This is a genomic window from Massilia antarctica, from assembly GCF_015689335.1.
GTDB lineage: Bacteria > Pseudomonadota > Gammaproteobacteria > Burkholderiales > Burkholderiaceae_D > Telluria_A > Telluria_A antarctica.
Window position 1 is genome coordinate 4971417 of sequence record NZ_CP065053.1, and the last position, 20454, is coordinate 4991870.

Sequence of the window (20454 nt, forward strand, 5' to 3'; positions counted from 1 at the left end):
ACCGTGCCGTTCTTCGCCTACAAGGGACGCAATGCCAAAGGCGAGCTGATGCAAGGCGTGCTGGAGGGCGCCGACAGCGGGGCCGTTGCCGACCAGCTGTTCGGCAACGGCGTCACGCCGCTGGAGATCACCGCGACCAGCCGCACGGTCACCAGCAGCGGCGATGAAGAAAGCTGGCTCGACCGCATGTTCGAGAAAAAAGTCACGTCGATGGATGTGCAGTTATTCAGCCGTCAACTCTACACCTTGCTCAAATCCGGCGTGCCCATCATGCGCGGGCTGGCCGGGCTGCAGGAATCGGCCATCAGCAAGTCGTTCGGCAAGGTGATCAAGGATTTGCGCGAGTCGCTCGATTCCGGGCGCGAACTGTCGGCCGCCATGCGCCGCCATCCGACCGTGTTTTCCAATTTCTACCTGTCGATGGTGAGGGTGGGCGAAATGACCGGGCGCCTCGAAGATGTGTTCCTGCGCCTGTTCGACCACCTCGAATTCGACCGCGACATGCGCGAACGGGTGAAAACCGCCACGCGCTATCCGATGTTCGTGATGATCGCCATGCTGCTGGCGATGATCGTGGTGAACATTTTCGTCATTCCCCAGTTCGTGAAGGTGTTCGAAAGCTTCAATTCGCAATTGCCGCTGATGACGCGCATCCTGATCGCCAGCTCGAACTTCATGGTGCGCTTCTGGCCGGCGATGCTGGGATTCTCGGTGGTGGGGTTTTTCGGCTGGCGCTCCTACATCAATTCGGTGGACGGGCGCATGTGGTGGGACCGGGTGCGCCTGCGTCTCCCGATCGCCGGCAAGATCATCCTGAAAGGCACCATGGCACGCTTTGCGCGCAGTTTCGCGCTGTCCATGAAGAGCGGGGTGCCGATGGTGCAGGCGCTCACGGTGGTGTCGCAAACGGTCGACAACGCCTACCTGTCCTCCAGGGTGGAACAGATGCGCGATGGCGTCGAGCGCGGCGAGAGCATCTTGCGCACGGCCGTGGCGGCCGGGGTGTTTACGCCGATCGTGCTGCAAATGGTCGCGGTGGGCGAGGAAACCGGCTCGCTCGACGATCTGATGGATGAAATCGGGCAAATGTACGAGCGCGAAGTCGATTATGAACTCAAGACCCTGTCGGCCCAGATCGAGCCGATCATGATCGTGTTTTTGGGGGCGATGGTGCTGGTGCTGGCGCTGGGCATCTTCCTGCCGATCTGGGATCTGGGTAAAGCCGCTTTGCACAAATGAGACAGCTTGCCACCCCACCAACGTTGTCATCGGGCCTGTTGCGCCCGCGCGGCTTTTCGCTGCTGGAAATGGCGGTGTGCACGGTGGTGATCGCGGTGTTGACTGGTGTGCTTTTACAACGCTTGCTCTACTATCGGGAACAGGCCGAACTGGCCGCCGTCGAACAGCTCGCCGGCGTGCTGCGCACCGCGCTGGTGCTCAAGATCGGCCAGTTGCAGGCCCGTGGAAAAGAGGCGGACATCCCCTCTCTCATTGGGAAAAACCCGATCGAGTGGCTGGCCGAAAAGCCGCGCAATTATGCCGGCGAATACTTCGCGCCGACCCCGGCCCAGGTCGCTCCAGGCAACTGGTATTTCGACCGGAAAACCAAAACCTTGGTGTACTTGATAAGTAAGGAAAAAAAATTTCCACAAGGCACCGTGAATCGCATCAACTTCAAGGTAGAATTCATTCGCTTGCCCCCAATCCCCGCCAAGCAGAGTGGTACGTCAGAGTCACAGACCGTTGCCCTTACTCAAGTTAATAGTTAAACCGCCGTTAAAGAATACGGTAGTCGTGTTTCTGTTACGCACCTCATATTTCACTGCTTAAATCGAATTTGGAGATCCACATGAAAATGCAATCCCACGGTAAGTTCATTCGCACCGCCCAAGCCGGCTTCACCCTGATCGAACTGATCGTTGTGATCGTCATCCTCGGCATTCTCGCAGCCACCGCGCTGCCAAAATTTGCCGACCTCGGCGGCGACGCCCGTGGCGCCACCATGAAGGCGGCCAAGGGTTCCCTGGAAGCCGTCTCGGCCATGGTGCATGGCAAGTACCTGATCACCCCGACCGCGACCGTATCGCTCGAAGGCACCGCGGTGACCGTCACCAATGGCTATCCCGGCGGCGACGCCGCCCTGCTCGACGCAGCCGGCCTGAAAGCGACCGACTACCTGCTCATCACCACCGCGCAAAGCTCGGTCAACACCCCGACCACTGTGGCCGGCGAAGTGGCGATCGTGCCGACCAGCGTGGCGGGCACCGTCAAGGGCTTGAACTGCTACGTGCACTACAAGCCAGCAGTTGCACCAGTGGCCCCGGCCACCGATGCGACCCCGCCGGTGATCACCGTCAAAGTCACCTCCTGCTAAGCCGTACCGAGTGACTGGCGCACTGGCGCACGGCACCATGGGCATCGCGGCCAAGGCCGCTGCCCGGTGCGCCAGTCCTCCCTGCAACTTCCCCATGAGCGGCATCCCCCGGCGCCACGGCAAGCACCTCAGGCAGGGCTTCACCCTGGTCGAGCTGATCGTTGTCATGGTGATCGTCGGCATCCTCGGCGCCGCCGCCGCCGCCCGCTATTTCGACCGCGCCGTGTACGACGCGGCCGCCTTCACCGAACAAGTCCGCTCCCTGATCCGCTATGGCCAGAAAGTGGCCGTCGCCCAGAACCGTCCCGTGTTCGTGCGGCTCGACGGCAACAGCGTGGCGCTGTGCTTTGTGTACCTGGCCGACGGCAGTTGCGCGGCCGACCAGCGGGTCATGTCGCCCTCGGCCAACAATACCGCCAGCACCAATACCCTGGCGCGCTGCGCCGGGTCGACCAGCTGGGCTTGCGAAGGCAATCCACCCGGCGTCAGCTATACCAGCAATCCCGCCACTGCTTTTTTTTCCTACGATGCGCTGGGCCGTCCCGCCAATGTCGGGGCGGCCGCGTTCACCAGGATGACCATGACCGTCAAGTCGGGCGCGAGCAGCGTCGCCCTGGTGGTCGAAGCCGATACCGGCCATGTGCACTGAGCGCGCCCGCAGCCGCCCGCGCAGCTTCGCTCACCAGCGCGGCATCAGCTTCGTCGAGCTGATCATTTTCATGGTGATCATCGGGGTCGGCCTGGCCGGCATCCTCAACGCCATGAACCTGACCACCCGGGTCAGCGCCGACCCGCTGGTGCGCAAGCAGGCGCTGATGCTGGCCGAGGGCTTGATGGAAGAAGTCCAGCTGGCCCGCTTCACCTTTTGCGACGCCACCGACGACCAGGTCGACAGCGCCACCAGCGCGGCGATCGGCCCGGCCGGCTGCGCTACCCTGGTCGAGAACGTCGGCAACGAGGCCGGCGGCACCCGTCCCTTCGACAACGTCAACGATTACGTCGCCGCTTACGGAACCCCCACCCAGGCTTTCCTCACCGCCGGCAAGCTCAGCGACGCGGCCGGGCAAGACATTCCCTTGCCGGGCTACACCGTTAAACTGACCGTGACACCCACCAGCCTGCTGGGCCCCGCGGGCGCCGGCTTGCCGCAGTCCGAGGTTCTGTGGATCCGGGTGGCGGTGTCGTACAACAATGTCGAAACGGTGGTGCTGGACGGCTACCGCGCGCGCTACGCACCGAATTCGCCGCCATGATGCCGCCACCTTCACGCCAGCACGGTTTTACCCTGGTCGAGGCGATCGTCGTGATCGTCATCACCGGCATCCTGGGCGGCATTGTCGCCACCTTCCTGCGCCTGCCGGTGCAAAACTATGTCGACAGCGCCGGCCGCGCCGAACTGACCGATGTGGCCGACACGGCCGTGCGGCGCATGGTGCGCGAACTGCGCCTGGCGCTGCCGAACACGGTGCGGGTGGCGGGCGCGGCGGGCACCTCGATCGAGTTCGTGCCCACCAAGACGGGCGGGCGCTACCTGGCCGCCGAGGATGTCGAGGCCGGCCAGCACCTCAATTTCGTCAACAGCGCCGACCTCGACTTCCGCGTGGTCGGCCCCTTGCAGGGTGGGACCCAGCAGATCGTGGCGGGCGACACGGTGGTGGTCAACAATATGTCCATCGATGCCGACCTGGCCAATGTGTACGCGGCCGTGCCGACCAACCGCGCCCAGGTGACGGCGGTGGATGCGCCCAACAAGCTGATCACGCTGGCGGCCAACCCGTTCGCGGCGCAAAACCCGCCCATGGCCCATCCGCTGCACCGCTTCCAGGTGATCGGCCAGCCGGTGACCTACAGCTGCGCCAACGGCATGCTGTACCGCCACGCCAATTATGGCTACAACGCCGTGCAAAATCCGGTGCCCAGCGCCGCGCCGGCGATCCTGGCGACCAATGTGGAATCCTGCGAATTCAATTATTTTTTGGTTGGCAACACGCGCTCGGCCCTGGTGCGCCTGACCCTGACCCTGCGCCGGGCCAATGGCAACGATGGCGCCATCCGCCTGATCCAGCAGGTGCACGTGGACAATAACCCATGAAACGCTTTCCCAACCCGGAACGCATGCGCGGCGTGAGCCTGGTCACCGCCATTTTCCTGCTGGTGGTGCTGGCCGGGCTGGCGGTGGCGATGGTGACCCTGGCCACCAGCCAGCAAACCAGTTCGGCGCTGGACTTGCAGGGCACGCGCGCCTATCTGGCGGCGCGCGCCGGCGCAGAATGGGGCGTGTACCAGGTCACGCGCGCCAATGGGGCCTGCGCCACCAGCACCTTCCCGCTGCCGGCCGACAGCACCCTGGCGCGCATGAAGGTGACGGTGATCTGCACGCGCACCTTGGATGCGGTCAGCAAGCTGCAACGCTACACGGTCCTGAGCACCGCCTGCAACACCCCGGGCGCGGGCGCCTGCCCGAGTCCGACCAACAGCATCGACTATGTGCAGCGCGTGGTGCATGTCGAATTCAGCGAACCGGGGCAGCCATGACGCAGCGCATCGACACCTTCTGGCGCGCCGCGCTGGGCATTCTGTGCAGCGCCGGCCTGCTGCTGGGCAGCCTGCCGGCCCGGGCCGACACGCCGATCTCTCTGTTCAAGAGTTACGCCGGACGGCTCAATTTCACCGGGACCCAGAAAACCATGCGCACCGGGGCCAACGGCACCAGCCCGTGCTCGATCAATACGGGGACACTGACGGCCAAGCTGGCCGGCATTCCCGCCACAGCCAAGATCGTCAGCGCGCACCTGTACTGGGCCGGGTCGAGCAGCACCCCCGACTACACGGTCAGCATGGATGGGGCGGCGCTGAGCGCGCCGGCCAACCGCCGCTTCACCACCGCCACCATCGGCTACAATTATTTTTCGGGTGCGGTCGACGTGACGGCGCAAGTGACGGCGAAACGCAATGCCGACTACACCTTTTCCAACCTCACCGTCGACAACTCGTCCACCTACTGCGGGGTGGAAGGGGTGTTGGGCGGCTTTTCGCTGCTGGTCATCTATTCCGAACCGAACGAAGCATTCCGCGTGCTGAACCTGTACGAGGGCTTCCAGTACATCCGCACCTACGGCGCCGACAATATCAAGGTCAGCCTGAACCTGAGCAATTTCAGGACGCCGTCGCCGCTGGGCACCGCCACCGGGCGCATCGCCCACGTCACCTGGGAAGGCGACAGCACGCTCTCCGGCGGCGGCGAGAACCTCAAGTTCAACGGCGCCGAGATGGTCGATGCCGCCAATCCGAGCGGCAACCAGTTCAATTCCACCAGCAATATCGGCGGCACGGTTGACAACCTGTCGTACGGGGTCGACTTCGATTCCTACCTGCTGGCCAGCCCCAAGCTGTTCGCCGGCCAGACCACCGCCTCCATGCTGTACGAGTCGGGCCAGGACATGGTCTTGCTCAATGCCGAAATCGTCTCGGTGCCGAATGTCGACGTGGCCGACCTGTCCCTGGCGATCGCGTTGACCGGCACGCCGGCGCGCGGCAACAACATCAACCTGATCCACACGGTCACCAACCAGGGCCCCTTGCCGGACGCCGGGCCGCTCACGGTCAAGCATACCCTGGCCAACGGCTTGACTTACCTGTCCTCGTCCGGCACCGGCTGGAGCTGCACGGCCAGCGGCCAGGTGGTCACCTGCACCAGCGCCGCCGCGCTCGATCTGAACGCATCGGCGCCGGCGCTGACCATCACGGCCAGGATCGGCCTGACGGCGCCCAACAGCATGACCAGCAGCGCGACCGTCAGCGGCTTGCAGTTCGATAATGACATGGCCAATAACAGTGCCAGCAATACCATCACCTTCAGCAGCGCGCGCTATGTGTTTACCAACATGCCCTGCGACGTCGGGGTCGCGTTCGGTACCGCCGGCAAATGCAATCTGCTCAGCGTGCCGACCCTGCAGGCGGGGGTGCAATCGCCCGTGTATGTGACCTTTGTCGACAGCAACTTCCTGCCAGCCTTGCCGCCATCGACCACGCCGACCCTGCAATTCTCATTTCGCTGCGTTAATCCCATCACCGGTGCCGGCGGCGTGGCCAAATTGAAGGGCGTGGCGCTCAAATCCTGTATTTCCAGCACCGCCCTGCAAAGCGCGACCCAGTGGCAAGGCATCGCCATGGCATTTGCGACCGGCTCGCCCAGCAGCGCGCTGATGCAGTTCGTGTATGGCGATGTGGGCATGATCGAGCTGTTTCTGTCGGAAACGGCGTCCGCCGTGTCCCTGACCAGTACCAGCGGCCAGTTCGTGGTCAGGCCGTATAAATTTGCCTTGAGCACGCCCCTGAGCAATCCCGCTGGCGCGGTCTCGGCCGACAACATGACCGCCGCCATCGGGCGCTTCTGGGCAGCCGGCGCCGGCTTCACCTTGAACGTGGTGGCGCAAGCGGCGGACAGCACTGCGACCCCGAATTTTGGCAAGGAAACCACGCCGCAAGGCGTCGAGCTGCTGACCACGCCGACCATCGATTCGACCAATTTCGCCATCCCCGGCGATAGCAATTCGGAAACCTTGCCCTTCGCCGACATGGCGACCGACCCGGGCGACCCGGTGCCCAAGGTGGAAGGCAGTTTCGGCACCTTCAGCGCGGGCGCGGCCACGGGCGCCAATTTCACGTTCGCCGAGGTCGGCATCGTCAATGTGAGCGTGCACATGAATAACAGCAACTATCTTGGGGTCGAGGATGTCGCCAGCGATGGCGTGGCGCTGGGCCGGTTTTATCCCGACCATTTCCGCACCGCCGTGCCGATCGCGATCACCTGCGCCGCGCCGCACCCGCTCAATTGTGTCAATATCGGCTTGCATTACTCGAAGCAGCCGATCCAGACCATCGTGACCGCCTACAATGCGGCCGGCAATATCACCAAGTTTTACCAGGGCAAGTTCGTCAAGTCGCCCAAGCTGTTGGCCTACACCGCCCTCGGCGGGCTGACCCAGTCGCCCGCGGGCACGCTCAACCCGAGCCCGATCGCCAACGCCGCCAGCGCGTTCGTGCAAGGCAGCGGCACGGCCTGGCCGAGTTTCGATTTTTCCGCCAGCAGCATGGCGGCGGTCGATATTTACCTGCGCGCCAGCGACGCCGACCTGGTGACCTCGGGCCGCTCCGGCCTGTCGGTCGAGGGCGCCACCAAAATCATGCGCGGGCGCTTGCTGATCGAAAACGCCTTCGGTTCGGAATTGCTGGCGCTGCCGGTCGTCATGCGCGCCCAATACTGGACCGGCACCACCGCGACCGATGGCCGCTGGGCCGACAGCCGCACCGACACGATCAGCATCGTCGCCACGCCGCTGCCCGGCTCCGGTGTGGTGACCTTCCCGCACAGCGTCACCGCCGGCCAGCTGGTGCTGAGCTATTCGCAATGCTTGAAAAACATGGCTGCGTGCAGCACGGTCACCCCGTTTCCCGATCCGAAGGCCACCTTGGCCGGCACGAGAATGGTCAACGGTTTGGTAACGTTCAAATTCGCGCCGACCAACAAGACCGGCAGCGTGAACGTGAGCGTCAACCAGCCCGTGTGGCTGCCGCCGACGGCCGGCAAGCTGACTTTCGGCGTGTACAAACCGACCCCGCTGATCTACATCCGCGAGGTTTTCTGATGAGGGCGCGTCAAGAACATTCCATCCTGCTAAGGCTATGCGGTCGAAATCAGACGGTTTTAGTTGCTGATCGCAAATTTCGTGTTAAATCGCGGTGAAACTTGAATATAATCAAGACGCTACCGTGCGAACTTCGCGCGCGGTATTCATATAGATTGCGGGCATGGGATTTTTCTCGAAATCAAAGAAGAAGGATGGCTTGCTGGCGATCGCCTTGCATGGCGAGGGCGTGTTCGCCGCCCGGATCAAGCGCCAGGCCGAGGGCTTGCCGCGCGTTACCATGGCATCGTTTTATCCTGCCGACAAGGGCAGCGGCCCGGACATGCTGGAAAAGACGGGCAAGGATTTGCACGCGAGTAGCTTCCGCTGCACGACCATTCTCGGCGCCGGTGAATACCAGTTACTGTCGGTGGAGTCGCCCAATGTGCCGGCCGACGAACTGCGCACCGCCGTGCGCTGGCGCCTGAAAGACATGCTCGACTTTCCCGCCGACCAGGCCAGCATCGACGTGCTCGACATTCCCACCGATAAAGCCCAGGGCCGCAGCCAGTCCGTGTTCGCCGTGGCCGCGCGCAACAGCCTGATCGAAAGCCGCCAGAACCGCTTTGTCGACGCCGGCGTGCCGCTGAGCGTGATCGACATTCCCGAAATGGCGCAGCGGAATATCTCGGCCCTGGTCGAGCCGGAAGGGCGCGGCGTGGCCATGCTCTCGTTCGGCACCGAGGGGGGCTTGTTGACGGTCACCTACAAAGGCGAGCTGTACCTGGCGCGCCGCATCGATGTGACCCTCGATCAATTGCTCGACAGCGATCATGATCGCAAGAACGTGTGCTACGACAAGATCACCCTCGAATTGCAGCGTTCGCTTGACCATTTCGACCGCCAGTACAACTTCATCAATGTCTCGAAACTGGTGCTGGCGCCGACCGGTGCGAGCGGTCTCGACGAATACCTGTCCAGCAATCTGTACACCAAGGTCGAATCGCTCGACCTGGCCTCGGTGCTGGATCTGGGCAGCGTGCCGGACCTGGCTGCGCTGGCCCAGCAGCAGCGCTTCTTCCTGACCCTGGGTGCGGCGCTGCGGCAAGAGGAGGCCGCCTCTTGAGCCAGCAGATCAATCTGTTCAACCCGGAATTTCTCACACAGAAGAAGATCTTCACGTCCCACGCCATGCTGCTCGCGCTTGGCGTGCTGGTGGCCGGCGCGCTGGCGCTGGTGATGGTGGGCCGTCACACGGTGGCCGTGCTCGAAGCCGAGGCGGCGGCCGGCGCCGAGCAGCTGGCCTTGAAAAAGGAACGCCAGGCCAGGGTCATGACGGAGTTCGCCCCGCGCCAGAAAAGCAAGGAGCTCGACAACCAGATCGCCAGCGCGCAAGCCGAGCTGGCCTCGCTGCACCAGGTGTCCGCTGTGCTCAACGGCAAGACCATGAGCGACGCGCGCAAGGGCTATTCACGCTTTTTCAAGGCGCTGGCGCGCCAGTCCACGGGTGAGCTGTGGCTGACCGGGGTGCGCATCGGCGGGGTCCAGTCGCAGATCGCGCTGCAGGGCAGGGCGCTCGATGCCAATCTGGTGCCGGCCTATGTCAGCCGGCTCACGCGCGAGCCGGCCATGCAGGGCAAGAGCTTTTCCAGCCTGCAGATCAGCCGCGCCCGCTTGCAGGTGGACGGCAAGGAATCGGAAGACCCGTCCCGGCTGGCCCCGTATATCGATTTCACCCTGCAGGATGTGACGGCCGAGCGGGCGGCAGTGTCCGCCGGCGCCGTTTTCGCCGCGCCCACCGCGCCCTCCGAGATGACCCAGGTGGCGGACCGGATCAAGGCGGAGGTTGCCAAATGAAAGCGCGCCTGCTCAAGCTGCAACTGAAAATCGATGCGATGAGCGTGCGCGAGCGCGCCATGGTGTTCGGCGCCACGGTCGGCGTGATCGTGTTCGTCATGTTCGCCATGCTGTTCGACCCGCTGTTCGCGCGCCAGAAAACCTTGCGCAGCCAGATCAGCCAGCAGCAAAACAATATGCAGGGCATCGACGCCGAAATCACGGCCATGGTGCAAGCCCACGCGATCGATCCGGACCTGGCCAGCAAGGCGCGCCTGGCGGCGCTCAAGGAAACCAGTGCCACCCTGTCGGCAAGCCTGCGCACGGCGCACAAGAGCCTGGTGGCGCCAGAACGCATCGCGCCGCTGCTCGAATCGATCCTCAAGGCCAATGGCCGGCTGCGCCTGGTGGCCCTGAAAAGCTTGCCGGTGACCGCGTACGGCGGCGCATTCGAGCCCGATCCGCGCCTGGCCGACGCCCCGGCCACCGACAGCGCGTCGCCTAGCGCGTCGCCTAGCGCGTCGCCTAGCGCGTCGCCTAGCGCGTCGCCTGGCGCGTCGCCGGGGATTACCGGCCGCGCCATCTATCAGCACGGGGTCGAGGTGACGGTGCGCGGCAATTACCTGGACATGATCAATTACATGGATGCGCTCGAAGCGATGCCGGCCCAGCTGTTCTGGGGCAAGGCCCACCTGGAGGTCGATGCGTATCCGGAGGCGCGTCTGAGCCTGACCTTGTACACACTCAGCCTGGACAAGAAATGGATGGCCTTGTGAACGCGCGCCTGCTGCTGTGCGCCGCCGCGCTGGCGCTGCAAGGCGCGGCCATGGCCCAGCCGCTGGCCGACCCGACCCGCCCGCCAGCGCGCTTTTACGCACCGGCCGGCGACCCGGCCACGGCGCCGCCGCCCCCAATGGCGAACGCGGCGCCGCAACTGCAGTCGGTGCTGATCGCGCGCCATCCCGGCGGGCGCCACGTGGCGGTGATCGACGGCCAGACCGTGCGCCTGGGCGACCAGTTCAAGGGCGCAAGAGTGGCCCAGATGACGCAAACCGAAGTTGTCCTGGTGGACGGCAAGAGCCGCCGCGTATTGCGGCTGTACCCGCCGGCGCCACCGCCGCAGCGGCACAACGAGAGAGACTGACAAACAGCATGCAAAAACACCGTGTGGTATACCTCGTGATGGCAAGCGCCGCGCTCCTGGCCGGCTGCGAGGCCACGCCCAAGCGCGACACCTACGACAACATCACCGCCCAGGTGGCGGCCGCCGCGCGCCCCGTGCCCGCCACGGCGCGGCCCGACGATCCGGTGGCGGCGGCCCTGCTGCCGCCGGTCGCGGCCCTGGCCGGGCAATTGCCCAAGTCGCGACAAGCGCTCGAAGAACGCTTCAATGTCAGCTTCAACAACGTGCCGGCGCAGCAATTCTTCAATTCGATCGCCACCGGCACGCGCTACAACATGCTGATCCATCCCGAGGTCAGCGGCAACATCAGCGCCAACCTGAAGGACGTGACCCTGGCCGAAGCGCTCGACGCCGTGCGCGAAATGTACGGCTACGACTACCGCATCGAGGGCAACCGCGTCTCGATCAAGCCGCTCACCATGCAGACGCGCATGTTCCAGGTCAACTACCTGGTCGGCAACCGCAAGGGCAAATCGAATCTGCGCGTGACCTCCACCTCGGTTTCGAATGCCGGCACCAGCAACAGCGGTGGCGGCAGCGGCAGCTCGGGGCAGGGCAACAATAGCAGCGGCAATAACAATAACAACAACCAGGGCGGCGAGGGCAGCACCACCGAGCGTGCCGACAGCAGCAATGTCAGCACCACCTCGGAGAGCGATTTCTGGGTCGAACTCAAGGCCTCGATCGGCGCCATTATCGGGTCGAAAGAGGATGGCCGCACGGTGGTGGTCAATCCGCAGTCGGGTGTGGTGGTGATCCGCGCCATGCCGGAGGAATTGCGCAATGTCGACCTGTTCCTGAAGGCGACCCAGCTGTCAGTCGGGCGCCAGGTGATTTTGGAAGCCAAGATCCTCGAAGTGGAATTGAACGACAGCTACCAGAGCGGCATCAACTGGGCTTCGTTCGCCTCCTTCCCCGGCTCGCACGGCAACCGTGTCTCGACCGGCTTGCTCACACCAGGCACCACCTTGAGGCCGCTGCCGTTCGACGGCGGCCAGCCGCCGGTCATCACCGATGGCAAGGGCATTGCCGCCAGCACCGGCTTCCTGCTCTCGAATGCGGCGTCGGCGGCCGGATCGATGTTCGGACTGGCCTTCCAGACCAGCAATTTCGCCGCGCTGATTTCCTTCCTGGAATCGCAAGGCACCGTGCACGTGCTATCGAGCCCGCGCATTGCCACGATCAACAACCAGAAAGCCGTGCTCAAGATCGGCACCGACGAGTTTTACGTGACCGGCGTGTCGACCACCACCAGCACGGGCGCGACCAATAATACGGTCAGCCCGAGCGTGACCTTGCAACCCTTCTTTTCCGGCGTGGTGCTCGACGTGACCCCGCAGATCGATGACAAGGGCAATATTTTGCTGCACGTGCATCCTTCGGTCAGCCAGGTGACGACGGTCAGCAAGTCCGTCAGCCTGGGCAGCGCCGGCAACCTCAGCCTGCCGCTGGCGGCCTCGTCCACGTCGGAAATCGACAGCATGGTGCGCGGCCAGGATGGGCGGGTGGTCGCCATTGGCGGCTTGATGCGCCAATCCTCGACCGCCGACGGTTCGCAAGTGCCGGGCGCGGGTAGTCTGCCGGTGATCGGCAACCTGTTCCGCAACAAGGCCAATGTCAACCAGAAGCGCGAACTGGTGGTGCTGATCAAGCCGACCATCGTCGACGGCCCGAATGGCTGGAATCAGGACTTGCTCGACACCAGCCGCCGCTTCGACGACCTGGACCCGAACGCGGCGGGGCGCCGCTGACATGTACACCTCGCACTTCGGCCTGCGCGAAGTCCCGTTCGGCATTACCCCGGACACGAGTTTCTTTTTCACCAGCCCGCATTCGCAGGAAGCGCTCAATACCCTGCTGGTGGCCGCCAGGAATGGCGAAGGCTTCATCAAGATCACCGGCGAAGTCGGCACCGGCAAGACCTTGCTGTGCCGTAAATTCATGGCGACCCTGGGCGACACTTTCTTCACCGCCTACATTCCCAACCCCTACCTGGAACCGCGCACCCTGATGCTGGCCCTGGCCGACGAACTGGAAGTGGTGCTGGACAAAAATGTCGACCAGCATCAGTTGATCAAGGCCATCACGCACAGGCTGCTGGCCTTGGCCAATGAGGGCAAGCGCGTGCTGCTGTGCCTGGACGAAGCGCAGGCGATTCCCATCGACAGCCTGGAAGCGCTGCGCCTGCTGACCAACCTCGAAACCGAAAAACGCAAGCTGTTGCAGATCGTGCTGTTCGGCCAGCCCGAGCTGAACCGCAACCTGGCCCTGCGATCGATCCGCCAGTTGGCCCAGCGCATCACCTTTCACTACCATCTGGGACCGCTGACCCGCGACGACGTCGAGTATTACCTGGCGCACCGGCTGCGGGTGGCCGGCTTCACCGGCGCGCGCCTGTTCAGCCGGCCGGCGGTAGGCGCGCTGTATGCGGCCAGCGGCGGCATTCCGCGGCTGGTCAACATCCTCGCGCACAAGGCGCTGATGCTGTGCTACGGGCAGGGCAAGCAGCAAGTGAGCCGCCGCCACGTGCGCGCGGCGATGCGCGATACCATTTCCGCCAGGCGCCGTCTGTGGCCCTGGTTTGTCGCGCTGGCGCTGACCCTGGCGGCGGGCGGGGGACTTACCTGGGCCTTGAACACATGAGTCTGATCAACAAGATGCTGCAAGACCTCGACAAGCGCGGCGCGCCCGGCGCCGATGGCGCCCCGGCCGATATCCGCCCGGTGGGGCGCAGCGAGCGCGCCGTGCCGCTGCCGGTGGTGATGGGGGCGCTGGCGGGCGTGCTGATCCTGGGCGCAGGCGCGGCGATCGGCTGGCGTTTCCTGCACCAGCAGCCGGTGGCGCCGGGCCCGCAGCTCGTGATCAAGCCGCCGGAACAATTGCCGCTGCCGCAAGCCGTCCAGCCGCCCCAGATTGCGAGAGTGGCGACGACGCCGCCGCCACCGCAGCCTGCGGCTAGTCCGGCAACGGAGTCGTCCACGCTCAGGCGTATTCCGGAGCTGGAAAAGATGCAAAAGACGCTGCTTCAGAGCACCCGGGATGCTTCCCTGGCTGCACCTGCGGTAACGGACAAGGGATTGCCCGCCGGGCAGTCCGCGCAGAAGGAGCTTCCCGCGCTGGCGCGGACGGAACGGGAGCGGATCAGGCGCAGCCGGGAGCCGGAGGTGGCCGCGGCTGAAGCCGGCAAAAATCGCCCGGCGGCCCCACTGCGCACGAAGACCTTGGAAACGGACGTCGAGGTGGCGCCGCAGTCCGGACGTCAGGCGCCGGCCGGGCTGGGTGCCGAGGGCGCTTACCGGCGCGCCCTGGCCAGCCTGCAGGAAGGGCGCATAGCGGAGGCGGTGGCGCAGCTGGAGCAGGCGCTTGGCATCGATGCGCGCCACGAGGCGGCGCGCCAGACCCTGGTCGGCATCCTGATCGAGCAGCGCCGCACCGACGAGGCGATGCGCTTGCTGCAGGCCGGGCTGGCGCTCGACACCAGACAGCCGGCCATGGCCATGCTGCTGGCGCGCCTGCAGATCGACAGCGGCGGATCCGGGGTAGCGACCCTGATGGCGAGCTTGCCGGCGGCCGTGGGCAATGGCGAGTACCACGCCTTCCTGGCCGGCGCGCTGCAGCGCGAGCGGCGCCACCAGGAGGCGGTGGAGCAGTATCAGGCCGCGCTGCGCGGCACGCCCGACAATGCTGTGTGGTCGATGGGACTGGGGATCTCGCTGGAAGCCGAAAAGCGGCTCCCGGAAGCGCTGGCGGCGTTCCAGCGCGCCCGGGCGGCGGGGACCTTGTCGCCCGAGTTGCAGGGGTTTGTCGAGCGCAAGGTGGGCGCATTGGGGCGCTGACATGCCGCGGCCCTGCAAGGTTCGGAAACGTGACGTATTATTATTCTCCCACGTCAATTTCCTTATCCAGCCATGAGCATCGCCAACGAATCGCCCGACCAGCCTGACGTGACCGCCCTCATCGCCGAACTCGATGCTTACCAGGACAGCCTGTACCCGCCGGAATGCAGGTATGCGCTGGACCTGGCGTCGTTAAAGCAATCGAATGTCCTGTTTGCCGTGGCGAGGGACAGTACGGGCCAGGCGATCGGCTGCGGGGCGATCGTGCTCGAACCGGAATTTGGCGAAGTCAAACGCCTGTATGTCAGTCCCCGGAGCCGGGGGCAAGGCGTCGCCAGGGGGCTCATGGCATTGCTCGAAGCGCGGGCCATGGCGGCGGGCTGTCAGGTGTTCCGGCTAGAAACCGGACCGTTCCAGCCCGAGGCGATGGGAATGTATATATCGGCCGGCTATGCGCGGCGCGGACCGTATGGCGATTACAAGGACGATCCGATGAGTATATTCATGGAAAAGCGCATCGCAGCCTGAGGCTGGCGCTACAAACTGGCCAGCTCGCCCCAGATCTGCTTCATCGGAAAGCGTAACTTCGCATGGTCTTCATGCAGGGCTTCCGCGATCGCGCAGCCGGGCTGGCTGGTCAGGCGCTGCTGCGCCTCGGGCAAGGTCTTGCCGTCGGCCGCGCGCAGCACGTGCACCGCCAGCCCCGCGCCGTCCTCGTCGCGTCGCGCCACCACGCCCAGCTCCCCGTTCTCCAGCCGCACCAGGGTGCCGGGCGGATAGGCGCCGATCTGCGTGGCGAAATGCCCGAGCACGATCTGGTCGTAGGGCATCTCGTTACCTGCGCATAAGCGTTGCAGGGCCACCGGCGGCAGCAGGGAGCGCCGGTAATTGCGCGCCGAGACAAAGGCGCAATAGCGGTCGGCCAGCCCGATCAGCTTGGCGTTTTGCGAAATCTCGTCGCCCAGCTTGCCGGCCGGATAACCGCTGCCATCGTCATTTTCGTGATGCATCAGCACCAGGTCGAGCCAGGCGTCGTCGCTGACGCCGGCAAAGCGCAGCATGTCGACGCTGGCCGAGGGATGGCGCCGCACCAGCGCCCGTTCTTCGTGCGACAGCGCGCCATCCTTGTTCTGGAACAGTTCGGCCTGGCGTACCATGCCCACGTTCATGCTCAGGGCGGCGGCCGTGATCACCAGCACTTCGGCCGGTGTCTTGAGCATGGCGCGCGCGATCAGGCAAGCGACGACGGCCGCCTCGGTGCAATGACGCACGGCATAGGCGCCGGCGATCTGGTTGAGGAAAATGGCGGCCAGGGCGATGTCGGCACCGCGTTCGACGGTGGCGATCAGGTCTTCGGCGATGGCGCGCAGTTCGCGGTCGGCGCTGCCCTGGTCGCGCAAGTCCATCAGGGTGCGTTCGAGGCGGCGGTTGATCTGGTTCAGCGATTGCAGCACCGACACCGGCGACGAGGCTTCGGCGTACAGGCCGGCTTCGATCCAGTCGTCCAGCTGGCCGGGCGCGAGGACCTGGCCTTTTTGCAGCAGCGGACGGTTCGACGAGGGCGTGCTGAAAATATCCCAGCGCAGCGGTTCGCCGAATGCCAGATCTGCCAGGGTGATGCGCCTGATTGCCATGATGATGTTCCAGCCTGGTGAATCACAGTCTTGCGAGGCGCTCCAGCGCCAGGCGCAAGGTTTCGTCTTTCTTGGCGAAGCAAAAACGCACAATGCCGGACTCCCGGCCCTGGCTGTAAAACGCCGAGACGGGAATGGCGGCGACCTTGATGTCGGTGGTCAGCCATTGTGCAAAATCCGACTCCAGTATAGGCGAAATCGCCTCATACTTGACGCACTGAAAATAAGTTCCGTCGGCTGGCAACAACGTGAAGCGCGAGCCTTTCAGGCCGTCGCGGAACAGGTCGCGCTTGCGCTGGTAAAACGCGGGCAGGTCGCGGTACGGGGCCGGATCGGCCATGTAGGTGGCCAGGCCGTGCTGCATCGGCGTGTTGACGCTGAAGACATTGTATTGGTGGACTTTGCGGAACTCCGCCATCAGGCTGGCGGGCGCGGCGACGTAGCCGATTTTCCAGCCGGTCACGTGGTAAGTCTTGCCGAAACTCGATACCACGAAGCTGCGCTCGGCCAGTTCCGGATAGCGGCATACCGACTCGTGACCCGCGCCGTCGTAGACCATGTGTTCGTAGACTTCGTCCGACAAAATCAATATGTCGCTGCCGCGCACGATGTCGGCCAGGGCGTGCAGGTCGGGCGCGCGCAGGATCGAGCCGGTCGGGTTGTGCGGGGTGTTGATGACGATCAGGCGCGTGCGCGGGGTGACGGCCGCGGCGATGCGGTCCCACGGCACGCTGTAGCCTTGCTCGCCGAGCTGCATGGCGACCGGCACTGGCACGCCGCCGGCCAGGGTGATGGCGGGCAGGTAGCTGTCGTAGGCCGGTTCGATGACGATCACTTCGTCGCCGGGGTGCACGCAGCACAGGATGGCGGTGGTCAAGGCCTGGGTGGCACCGGCGGTGACGGTGATCTCGCTGGCGGGGTTGTATTGTGCGCCGTAGAGGGCGGCAATCTTGGCGGAGATAGCTTCGCGCAAGGCGGGCACGCCGGTCATCATCGGATACTGGTTGTGACCGGCGCGCATGGCCGTGTCGACATGATCGAGCAGGGCAGGGTCGCAGGCGAAATCGGGAAAGCCCTGGCCCAGGTTGACCGCGCCATGCTCGCTGGCCAGCGCCGACATCAGCGAAAAGACGGTGGTGCCGACGGCGGGCAGGCGGGTATGCAGGACGGGAGTGGACATGGAGCGTTCGGATAGTGAAGGGAATAACTATTCTAGCGCAGGCGCAGGCGCGGGCGGCCGGTGCTGGCCTGCCTTATTCGCCGGGGCGGTCGACAGCAGGGCTGTCGAATGTCCCATGCCGACCGGCTTGAGCTGAAGTCGACAATGCTTTATGAGCAGGTTCCTGGAAGTCGCCGTTTCTTGATTGTTTTTTGAAATTCTCTCGGCGATCTCATTATTGCGGTTTCACCTGGCTCAGCGAGTTCAATAATCTCAATCGCTAGTCGCTTCCTGGCCATGCATCAAGGATAGTTCCACTGGGGAGTCCACTTCAGGCCATATCGTTATACACATCTTTTTTCATTAACAAAATCAGTGACTTGCAGCGGCCTTGCTCCGGTCGCCACCAGCATGGGCGAACGCAGAAATGATGCGACTGATGCCAAACGCCCACATTTCTGCCTAATTTTTGGGCAAAATTTCATGAAAATCGCCGCTCTGGGCTCAAGTAGCGCTGAGCGGGAAAAGATGTGTATAACGGTATGACTTCAGGCTCGCCTCCTGCCACTCGATTCATGGCGCGTGATCCTTACGATCGCCCCGCTATTCATATGCATCTGCGCCAGAATTTTATCGCTAAAAATCCCCTCAATCGTCACGTAGTTGCCATTCAAAGCCCTGATTTTTTCAGCTGCCAAACCCAGCTTGTCGAATGTTGTGGTATCTAATTTCAGCCACAAGCAATTTTTTTAAGATGCAGGAAATGGCTTTGATGCGGCGTTATGTCGACAAGAAAGTCAAGCGCCGCAAGGCTTTCTGCTTTGGCCTTTCAACACATTGGACAGCATATCGAGACTGAGCGAACTCACCCGCTCGCCGCACATTTGGTGAACATGGTGGCCCGAACGCGTCGCTGAATACTCACAGATTGTTGCGAAAAAATAAATCTTGACAAGAATGGCGATCATTATCATTATCACATTTATGCCTGTAAAGACATCATGCGGGTACGCAGCGAGCTGCACCTATGCGCGTCCACGCAGCGAACAAGCCATCATCGCAATTCCGGATGAGGATTTTTGATTATTATTTTTAAAAAAGGACGATTATTAAAATGGCTAAATTTTGGTATGGTAGCGAGTCCGACGATCATTTTACTGGCGATAATTTCGACGAAACGATGATAGGGAACAGCGGCAACGACACTCTCGAAGGCTTGGGCGGCAACGATTATCTGTCCGGAGGCTACGGCAACGATATACTTGATGGTGGCTTCGGAAATGACAATCTGAATGGCGGCAAGGGAAGCGACATTATCCTGGGTGGCGACGGTAACGACGCCATCTGCGGCGGTAGTGGCAGCGATGTCGATCGTTTATCAGGTGGACGCGGCGCGGATACCTTTGATTTTTACGACTGGGGTCATGGCAGAACCGATATCATCACGGATTTTAATTTTGCCGAAGGTGACGTTCTTCGGATCTTTCACGGAACGGTTGGAAGCAATGATGATGGACTGGTTGTCTTCGACCAGATGTTGCAAGTGGGCGGCGATACGATATTAAAGGAGGGTAGCGCCACTATTCAATTAATTGGCGTTGACCTGAACGCGTTGATCGCCTCGGGCAGCATTCATTATTTGCCTACTTAGCGTCAAAGTTCCGCATGCCTGATTCCGGTTGAATTGCTTTTTGCGCAAGTGCGAGACGGGAAATTCGACGCCAGGCACAGGCTGATCGTTGTGCGCAGGAATGCGTCGGCGGGGGAGCTGTCAGGCTTGAGCGGCCGGCTCCGCAGCCGCCAGCTTGACCCTGGCTTCGGGCAGCATGGGAGGACGTGAACGAACTCACCCACTCGTCGCTCATTTGGTGAATATGATGCCCCAAATGCATCGCTGAACGCTCACAAATTGTTGCGAAAAATATATTCGACAAGAATAACGACAATTATCATTATGGCATATCTGCCTGAGAAAGCATCATGGGGTACGAAACGAACTGCAACCTATGGGCCTTCACGCAGCGAACAAGCCATCGGCATCGCATTGCCGGATAAGGATTTTTGATTATTATTTCTAACAGGAAAACGATTATTAAAATGGCTAAACTTTGGTATGGTAGCGAGTCCGACGATCATTTCACGGGCGATAATTTCGACGATAAGATGATAGGAAATAGCGGCAACGACATTCTCGAAGGCTTGGGCGGCGACGATTATCTGTCCGGAGGCTACGGCAACGATACGCTTGATGGCGGCTTCGGAGATGATGATCTGAATGGCGGCAAGGGAAGCGACATCATCCAGGGTGGCGACGGTAACGACGCCATCTGCGGCGGTAGCGGCAGTGATGTCGACCGTTTATCAGGTGGACACGGCGCGGATATTTTTAGGTTTTACGACTGGGGTCATGGTAGAACCGATATCATCACCGATTTTAATTTTGCCGAAGGTGACGTTCTTCGTATCCTTCACGGAACGGTTGGAAGCAATGATGACGGACTGGTTGTCTTCGACCAGATGTTGCAAGTTGGCGGCGATACGATCTTAAGGGAGGGCGGCGCCACTATTCAATTGATTGGAGTTGGTCTGAACGCGTTGATCGCCTCGGGCAGCATTCATTACGAGCCTACTTAGCGCCAAAGTTCCGCATGCCTGATTCCGGTCGAGTTATTTTTTGTGCAAATACGAGACGGGGAAATTCGACGCCAGGCACAGGCTGACGCTCGTGCGCAGGCTCCGCGGCCAAGCGTCCACCGGAGCGAGCGGGGTGTTGTGCCACTCATCGATGCGGATGAGCGCCCCGTT

Annotated in this window: 21 protein-coding genes; 18 read left to right on the forward strand and 3 right to left on the reverse strand. The window is 62.8% G+C overall.

The annotated features are described in order from the left end of the window. The first annotated feature begins 3 nt into the window (after positions 1-3). The 16 genes from IV454_RS22095 (at position 4) to IV454_RS22170 (ending at position 15384) form a co-directional block, all read left to right on the forward strand. Positions 4-1239 (forward strand): type II secretion system F family protein, encoded by a 1236-nt coding sequence (locus IV454_RS22095; RefSeq protein WP_206087853.1) that lies wholly within the window; start codon positions 4-6, stop codon positions 1237-1239. Further along, positions 1236-1769: a type II secretion system protein gene (locus IV454_RS22100; protein ID WP_206087854.1), complete on the forward strand. Its 534-nt coding sequence runs from the start codon at positions 1236-1238 to the stop codon at positions 1767-1769. Before IV454_RS22095 ends, IV454_RS22100 begins: the two co-directional genes overlap by 4 nt. Before the next feature lie 80 nt (positions 1770-1849). Then, positions 1850-2374: a type II secretion system protein gene (locus IV454_RS33370; protein ID WP_282445563.1), complete on the forward strand. Its 525-nt coding sequence runs from the start codon at positions 1850-1852 to the stop codon at positions 2372-2374. 10 nt (positions 2375-2384) lie between these two features. Next, complete coding sequence (locus IV454_RS22110; RefSeq protein WP_229521779.1) at positions 2385-3023, forward strand: pilus assembly FimT family protein; 639 nt, start codon at positions 2385-2387, stop codon at positions 3021-3023. Continuing rightward, positions 3013-3627, forward strand: a complete 615-nt coding sequence (locus IV454_RS22115) for a type IV pilus modification PilV family protein (RefSeq protein ID WP_206087855.1) — start codon at positions 3013-3015, stop codon at positions 3625-3627. Before IV454_RS22110 ends, IV454_RS22115 begins: the two co-directional genes overlap by 11 nt. Continuing rightward, positions 3624-4466 (forward strand): PulJ/GspJ family protein, encoded by an 843-nt coding sequence (locus IV454_RS22120; RefSeq protein WP_206087856.1) that lies wholly within the window; start codon positions 3624-3626, stop codon positions 4464-4466. The genes IV454_RS22115 and IV454_RS22120 overlap by 4 nt, the downstream gene beginning before the upstream one ends. Further along, positions 4463-4909 (forward strand): agglutinin biogenesis protein MshP, encoded by a 447-nt coding sequence (locus IV454_RS22125; RefSeq protein ID WP_206087857.1) that lies wholly within the window; start codon positions 4463-4465, stop codon positions 4907-4909. The genes IV454_RS22120 and IV454_RS22125 overlap by 4 nt, the downstream gene beginning before the upstream one ends. A 905-nt stretch (positions 4910-5814) precedes the next feature. Next, positions 5815-8022, forward strand: a complete 2208-nt coding sequence (locus tag IV454_RS22130) for a DUF6701 domain-containing protein (RefSeq protein ID WP_370663793.1) — start codon at positions 5815-5817, stop codon at positions 8020-8022. A 163-nt stretch (positions 8023-8185) separates the two neighbouring features. Further along, positions 8186-9127, forward strand: coding sequence for a pilus assembly protein PilM (gene pilM, locus IV454_RS22135; RefSeq protein ID WP_206087859.1), 942 nt, complete (start codon positions 8186-8188; stop codon positions 9125-9127). Beyond that, entirely contained in the window at positions 9124-9858 is a 735-nt protein-coding gene (locus IV454_RS22140) for a PilN domain-containing protein (RefSeq protein WP_206087860.1), read from the forward strand. Before pilM ends, IV454_RS22140 begins: the two co-directional genes overlap by 4 nt. Beyond that, on the forward strand, positions 9855-10613 hold the full coding sequence (locus tag IV454_RS22145; protein ID WP_206087861.1) for a type II secretion system protein M: 759 nt from the start codon (positions 9855-9857) through the stop codon (positions 10611-10613). Before IV454_RS22140 ends, IV454_RS22145 begins: the two co-directional genes overlap by 4 nt. Continuing rightward, the gene (locus IV454_RS22150; protein WP_206087862.1) at positions 10598-10981 is read left to right on the forward strand and encodes a hypothetical protein; all 384 of its coding nucleotides are present in this window, start codon (positions 10598-10600) and stop codon (positions 10979-10981) included. Before IV454_RS22145 ends, IV454_RS22150 begins: the two co-directional genes overlap by 16 nt. Before the next feature lie 8 nt (positions 10982-10989). Next, positions 10990-12771, forward strand: a complete 1782-nt coding sequence (locus IV454_RS22155; protein ID WP_206087863.1) for a secretin GspD/PilQ domain-containing protein — start codon at positions 10990-10992, stop codon at positions 12769-12771. A 1-nt stretch (position 12772) separates the two neighbouring features. After that, positions 12773-13663 (forward strand): ExeA family protein, encoded by an 891-nt coding sequence (locus tag IV454_RS22160; RefSeq protein ID WP_206087864.1) that lies wholly within the window; start codon positions 12773-12775, stop codon positions 13661-13663. Continuing rightward, positions 13660-14856, forward strand: a complete 1197-nt coding sequence (locus IV454_RS22165; RefSeq protein WP_206087865.1) for a tetratricopeptide repeat protein — start codon at positions 13660-13662, stop codon at positions 14854-14856. Before IV454_RS22160 ends, IV454_RS22165 begins: the two co-directional genes overlap by 4 nt. A 72-nt stretch (positions 14857-14928) precedes the next feature. Further along, entirely contained in the window at positions 14929-15384 is a 456-nt protein-coding gene (locus IV454_RS22170) for a GNAT family N-acetyltransferase (protein WP_206087866.1), read from the forward strand. Positions 15385-15392: 8 nt separating this feature from the next. On the opposite strand, the gene IV454_RS22175 is transcribed toward IV454_RS22170, so the two are convergent. The 3 genes from IV454_RS22175 to IV454_RS22185 all read right to left on the reverse strand — a co-directional run bounded on the left by IV454_RS22175 (position 15393) and on the right by IV454_RS22185 (position 18389). Beyond that, entirely contained in the window at positions 15393-16490 is a 1098-nt protein-coding gene (locus IV454_RS22175) for an HD-GYP domain-containing protein (protein ID WP_206087867.1), read from the reverse strand. Between the two features lie 22 nt (positions 16491-16512). Next, positions 16513-17670, reverse strand: a complete 1158-nt coding sequence (locus IV454_RS22180; RefSeq protein WP_206087868.1) for a pyridoxal phosphate-dependent aminotransferase — start codon at positions 17668-17670, stop codon at positions 16513-16515. A gap of 527 nt (positions 17671-18197) precedes the next feature. Continuing rightward, on the reverse strand, positions 18198-18389 hold the full coding sequence (locus IV454_RS22185; protein WP_206087869.1) for a hypothetical protein: 192 nt from the start codon (positions 18387-18389) through the stop codon (positions 18198-18200). A 374-nt stretch (positions 18390-18763) separates the two neighbouring features. On the opposite strand from IV454_RS22185, the gene IV454_RS22190 reads away from it, so the two are divergent. Together IV454_RS22190 and IV454_RS33375 are read left to right on the forward strand one after the other, a co-directional pair. Continuing rightward, positions 18764-19300, forward strand: coding sequence for a calcium-binding protein (locus tag IV454_RS22190; RefSeq protein ID WP_206087870.1), 537 nt, complete (start codon positions 18764-18766; stop codon positions 19298-19300). A 446-nt stretch (positions 19301-19746) separates the two neighbouring features. Continuing rightward, a complete protein-coding gene (locus IV454_RS33375) occupies positions 19747-20283 on the forward strand; it encodes a calcium-binding protein (RefSeq protein WP_206087871.1) in 537 nt (178 codons plus the stop codon). Positions 20284-20454: the final 171 nt, after the last annotated feature.

Bases quoted from the DNA above. Each gene is read 5' to 3' on its own strand.
- IV454_RS22165 (WP_206087865.1), top strand. From the start codon at position 13,660: ATGAGTCTGATCAACAAGATGCTGCAAGACCTCGACAAGCGCGGCGCG.
- IV454_RS22130 (WP_370663793.1), top strand. From the start codon at position 5,815: ATGGTCTTGCTCAATGCCGAAATCGTCTCGGTGCCGAATGTCGACGTG.
- IV454_RS22155 (WP_206087863.1), top strand. From the start codon at position 10,990: ATGCAAAAACACCGTGTGGTATACCTCGTGATGGCAAGCGCCGCGCTC.
- IV454_RS22160 (WP_206087864.1), top strand. From the start codon at position 12,773: ATGTACACCTCGCACTTCGGCCTGCGCGAAGTCCCGTTCGGCATTACC.
- IV454_RS22190 (WP_206087870.1), top strand. From the start codon at position 18,764: ATGGCTAAATTTTGGTATGGTAGCGAGTCCGACGATCATTTTACTGGC.
- IV454_RS33370 (WP_282445563.1), top strand. From the start codon at position 1,850: ATGAAAATGCAATCCCACGGTAAGTTCATTCGCACCGCCCAAGCCGGC.
- IV454_RS22125 (WP_206087857.1), top strand. From the start codon at position 4,463: ATGAAACGCTTTCCCAACCCGGAACGCATGCGCGGCGTGAGCCTGGTC.
- IV454_RS22115 (WP_206087855.1), top strand. From the start codon at position 3,013: ATGTGCACTGAGCGCGCCCGCAGCCGCCCGCGCAGCTTCGCTCACCAG.
- IV454_RS22170 (WP_206087866.1), top strand. From the start codon at position 14,929: ATGAGCATCGCCAACGAATCGCCCGACCAGCCTGACGTGACCGCCCTC.
- IV454_RS22145 (WP_206087861.1), top strand. From the start codon at position 9,855: ATGAAAGCGCGCCTGCTCAAGCTGCAACTGAAAATCGATGCGATGAGC.
- IV454_RS22100 (WP_206087854.1), top strand. From the start codon at position 1,236: ATGAGACAGCTTGCCACCCCACCAACGTTGTCATCGGGCCTGTTGCGC.
- IV454_RS22120 (WP_206087856.1), top strand. From the start codon at position 3,624: ATGATGCCGCCACCTTCACGCCAGCACGGTTTTACCCTGGTCGAGGCG.
- pilM (WP_206087859.1), top strand. From the start codon at position 8,186: ATGGGATTTTTCTCGAAATCAAAGAAGAAGGATGGCTTGCTGGCGATC.
- IV454_RS33375 (WP_206087871.1), top strand. From the start codon at position 19,747: ATGGCTAAACTTTGGTATGGTAGCGAGTCCGACGATCATTTCACGGGC.
- IV454_RS22150 (WP_206087862.1), top strand. From the start codon at position 10,598: ATGGATGGCCTTGTGAACGCGCGCCTGCTGCTGTGCGCCGCCGCGCTG.
- IV454_RS22180 (WP_206087868.1), bottom strand. From the start codon at position 17,670: ATGTCCACTCCCGTCCTGCATACCCGCCTGCCCGCCGTCGGCACCACC.
- IV454_RS22175 (WP_206087867.1), bottom strand. From the start codon at position 16,490: ATGGCAATCAGGCGCATCACCCTGGCAGATCTGGCATTCGGCGAACCG.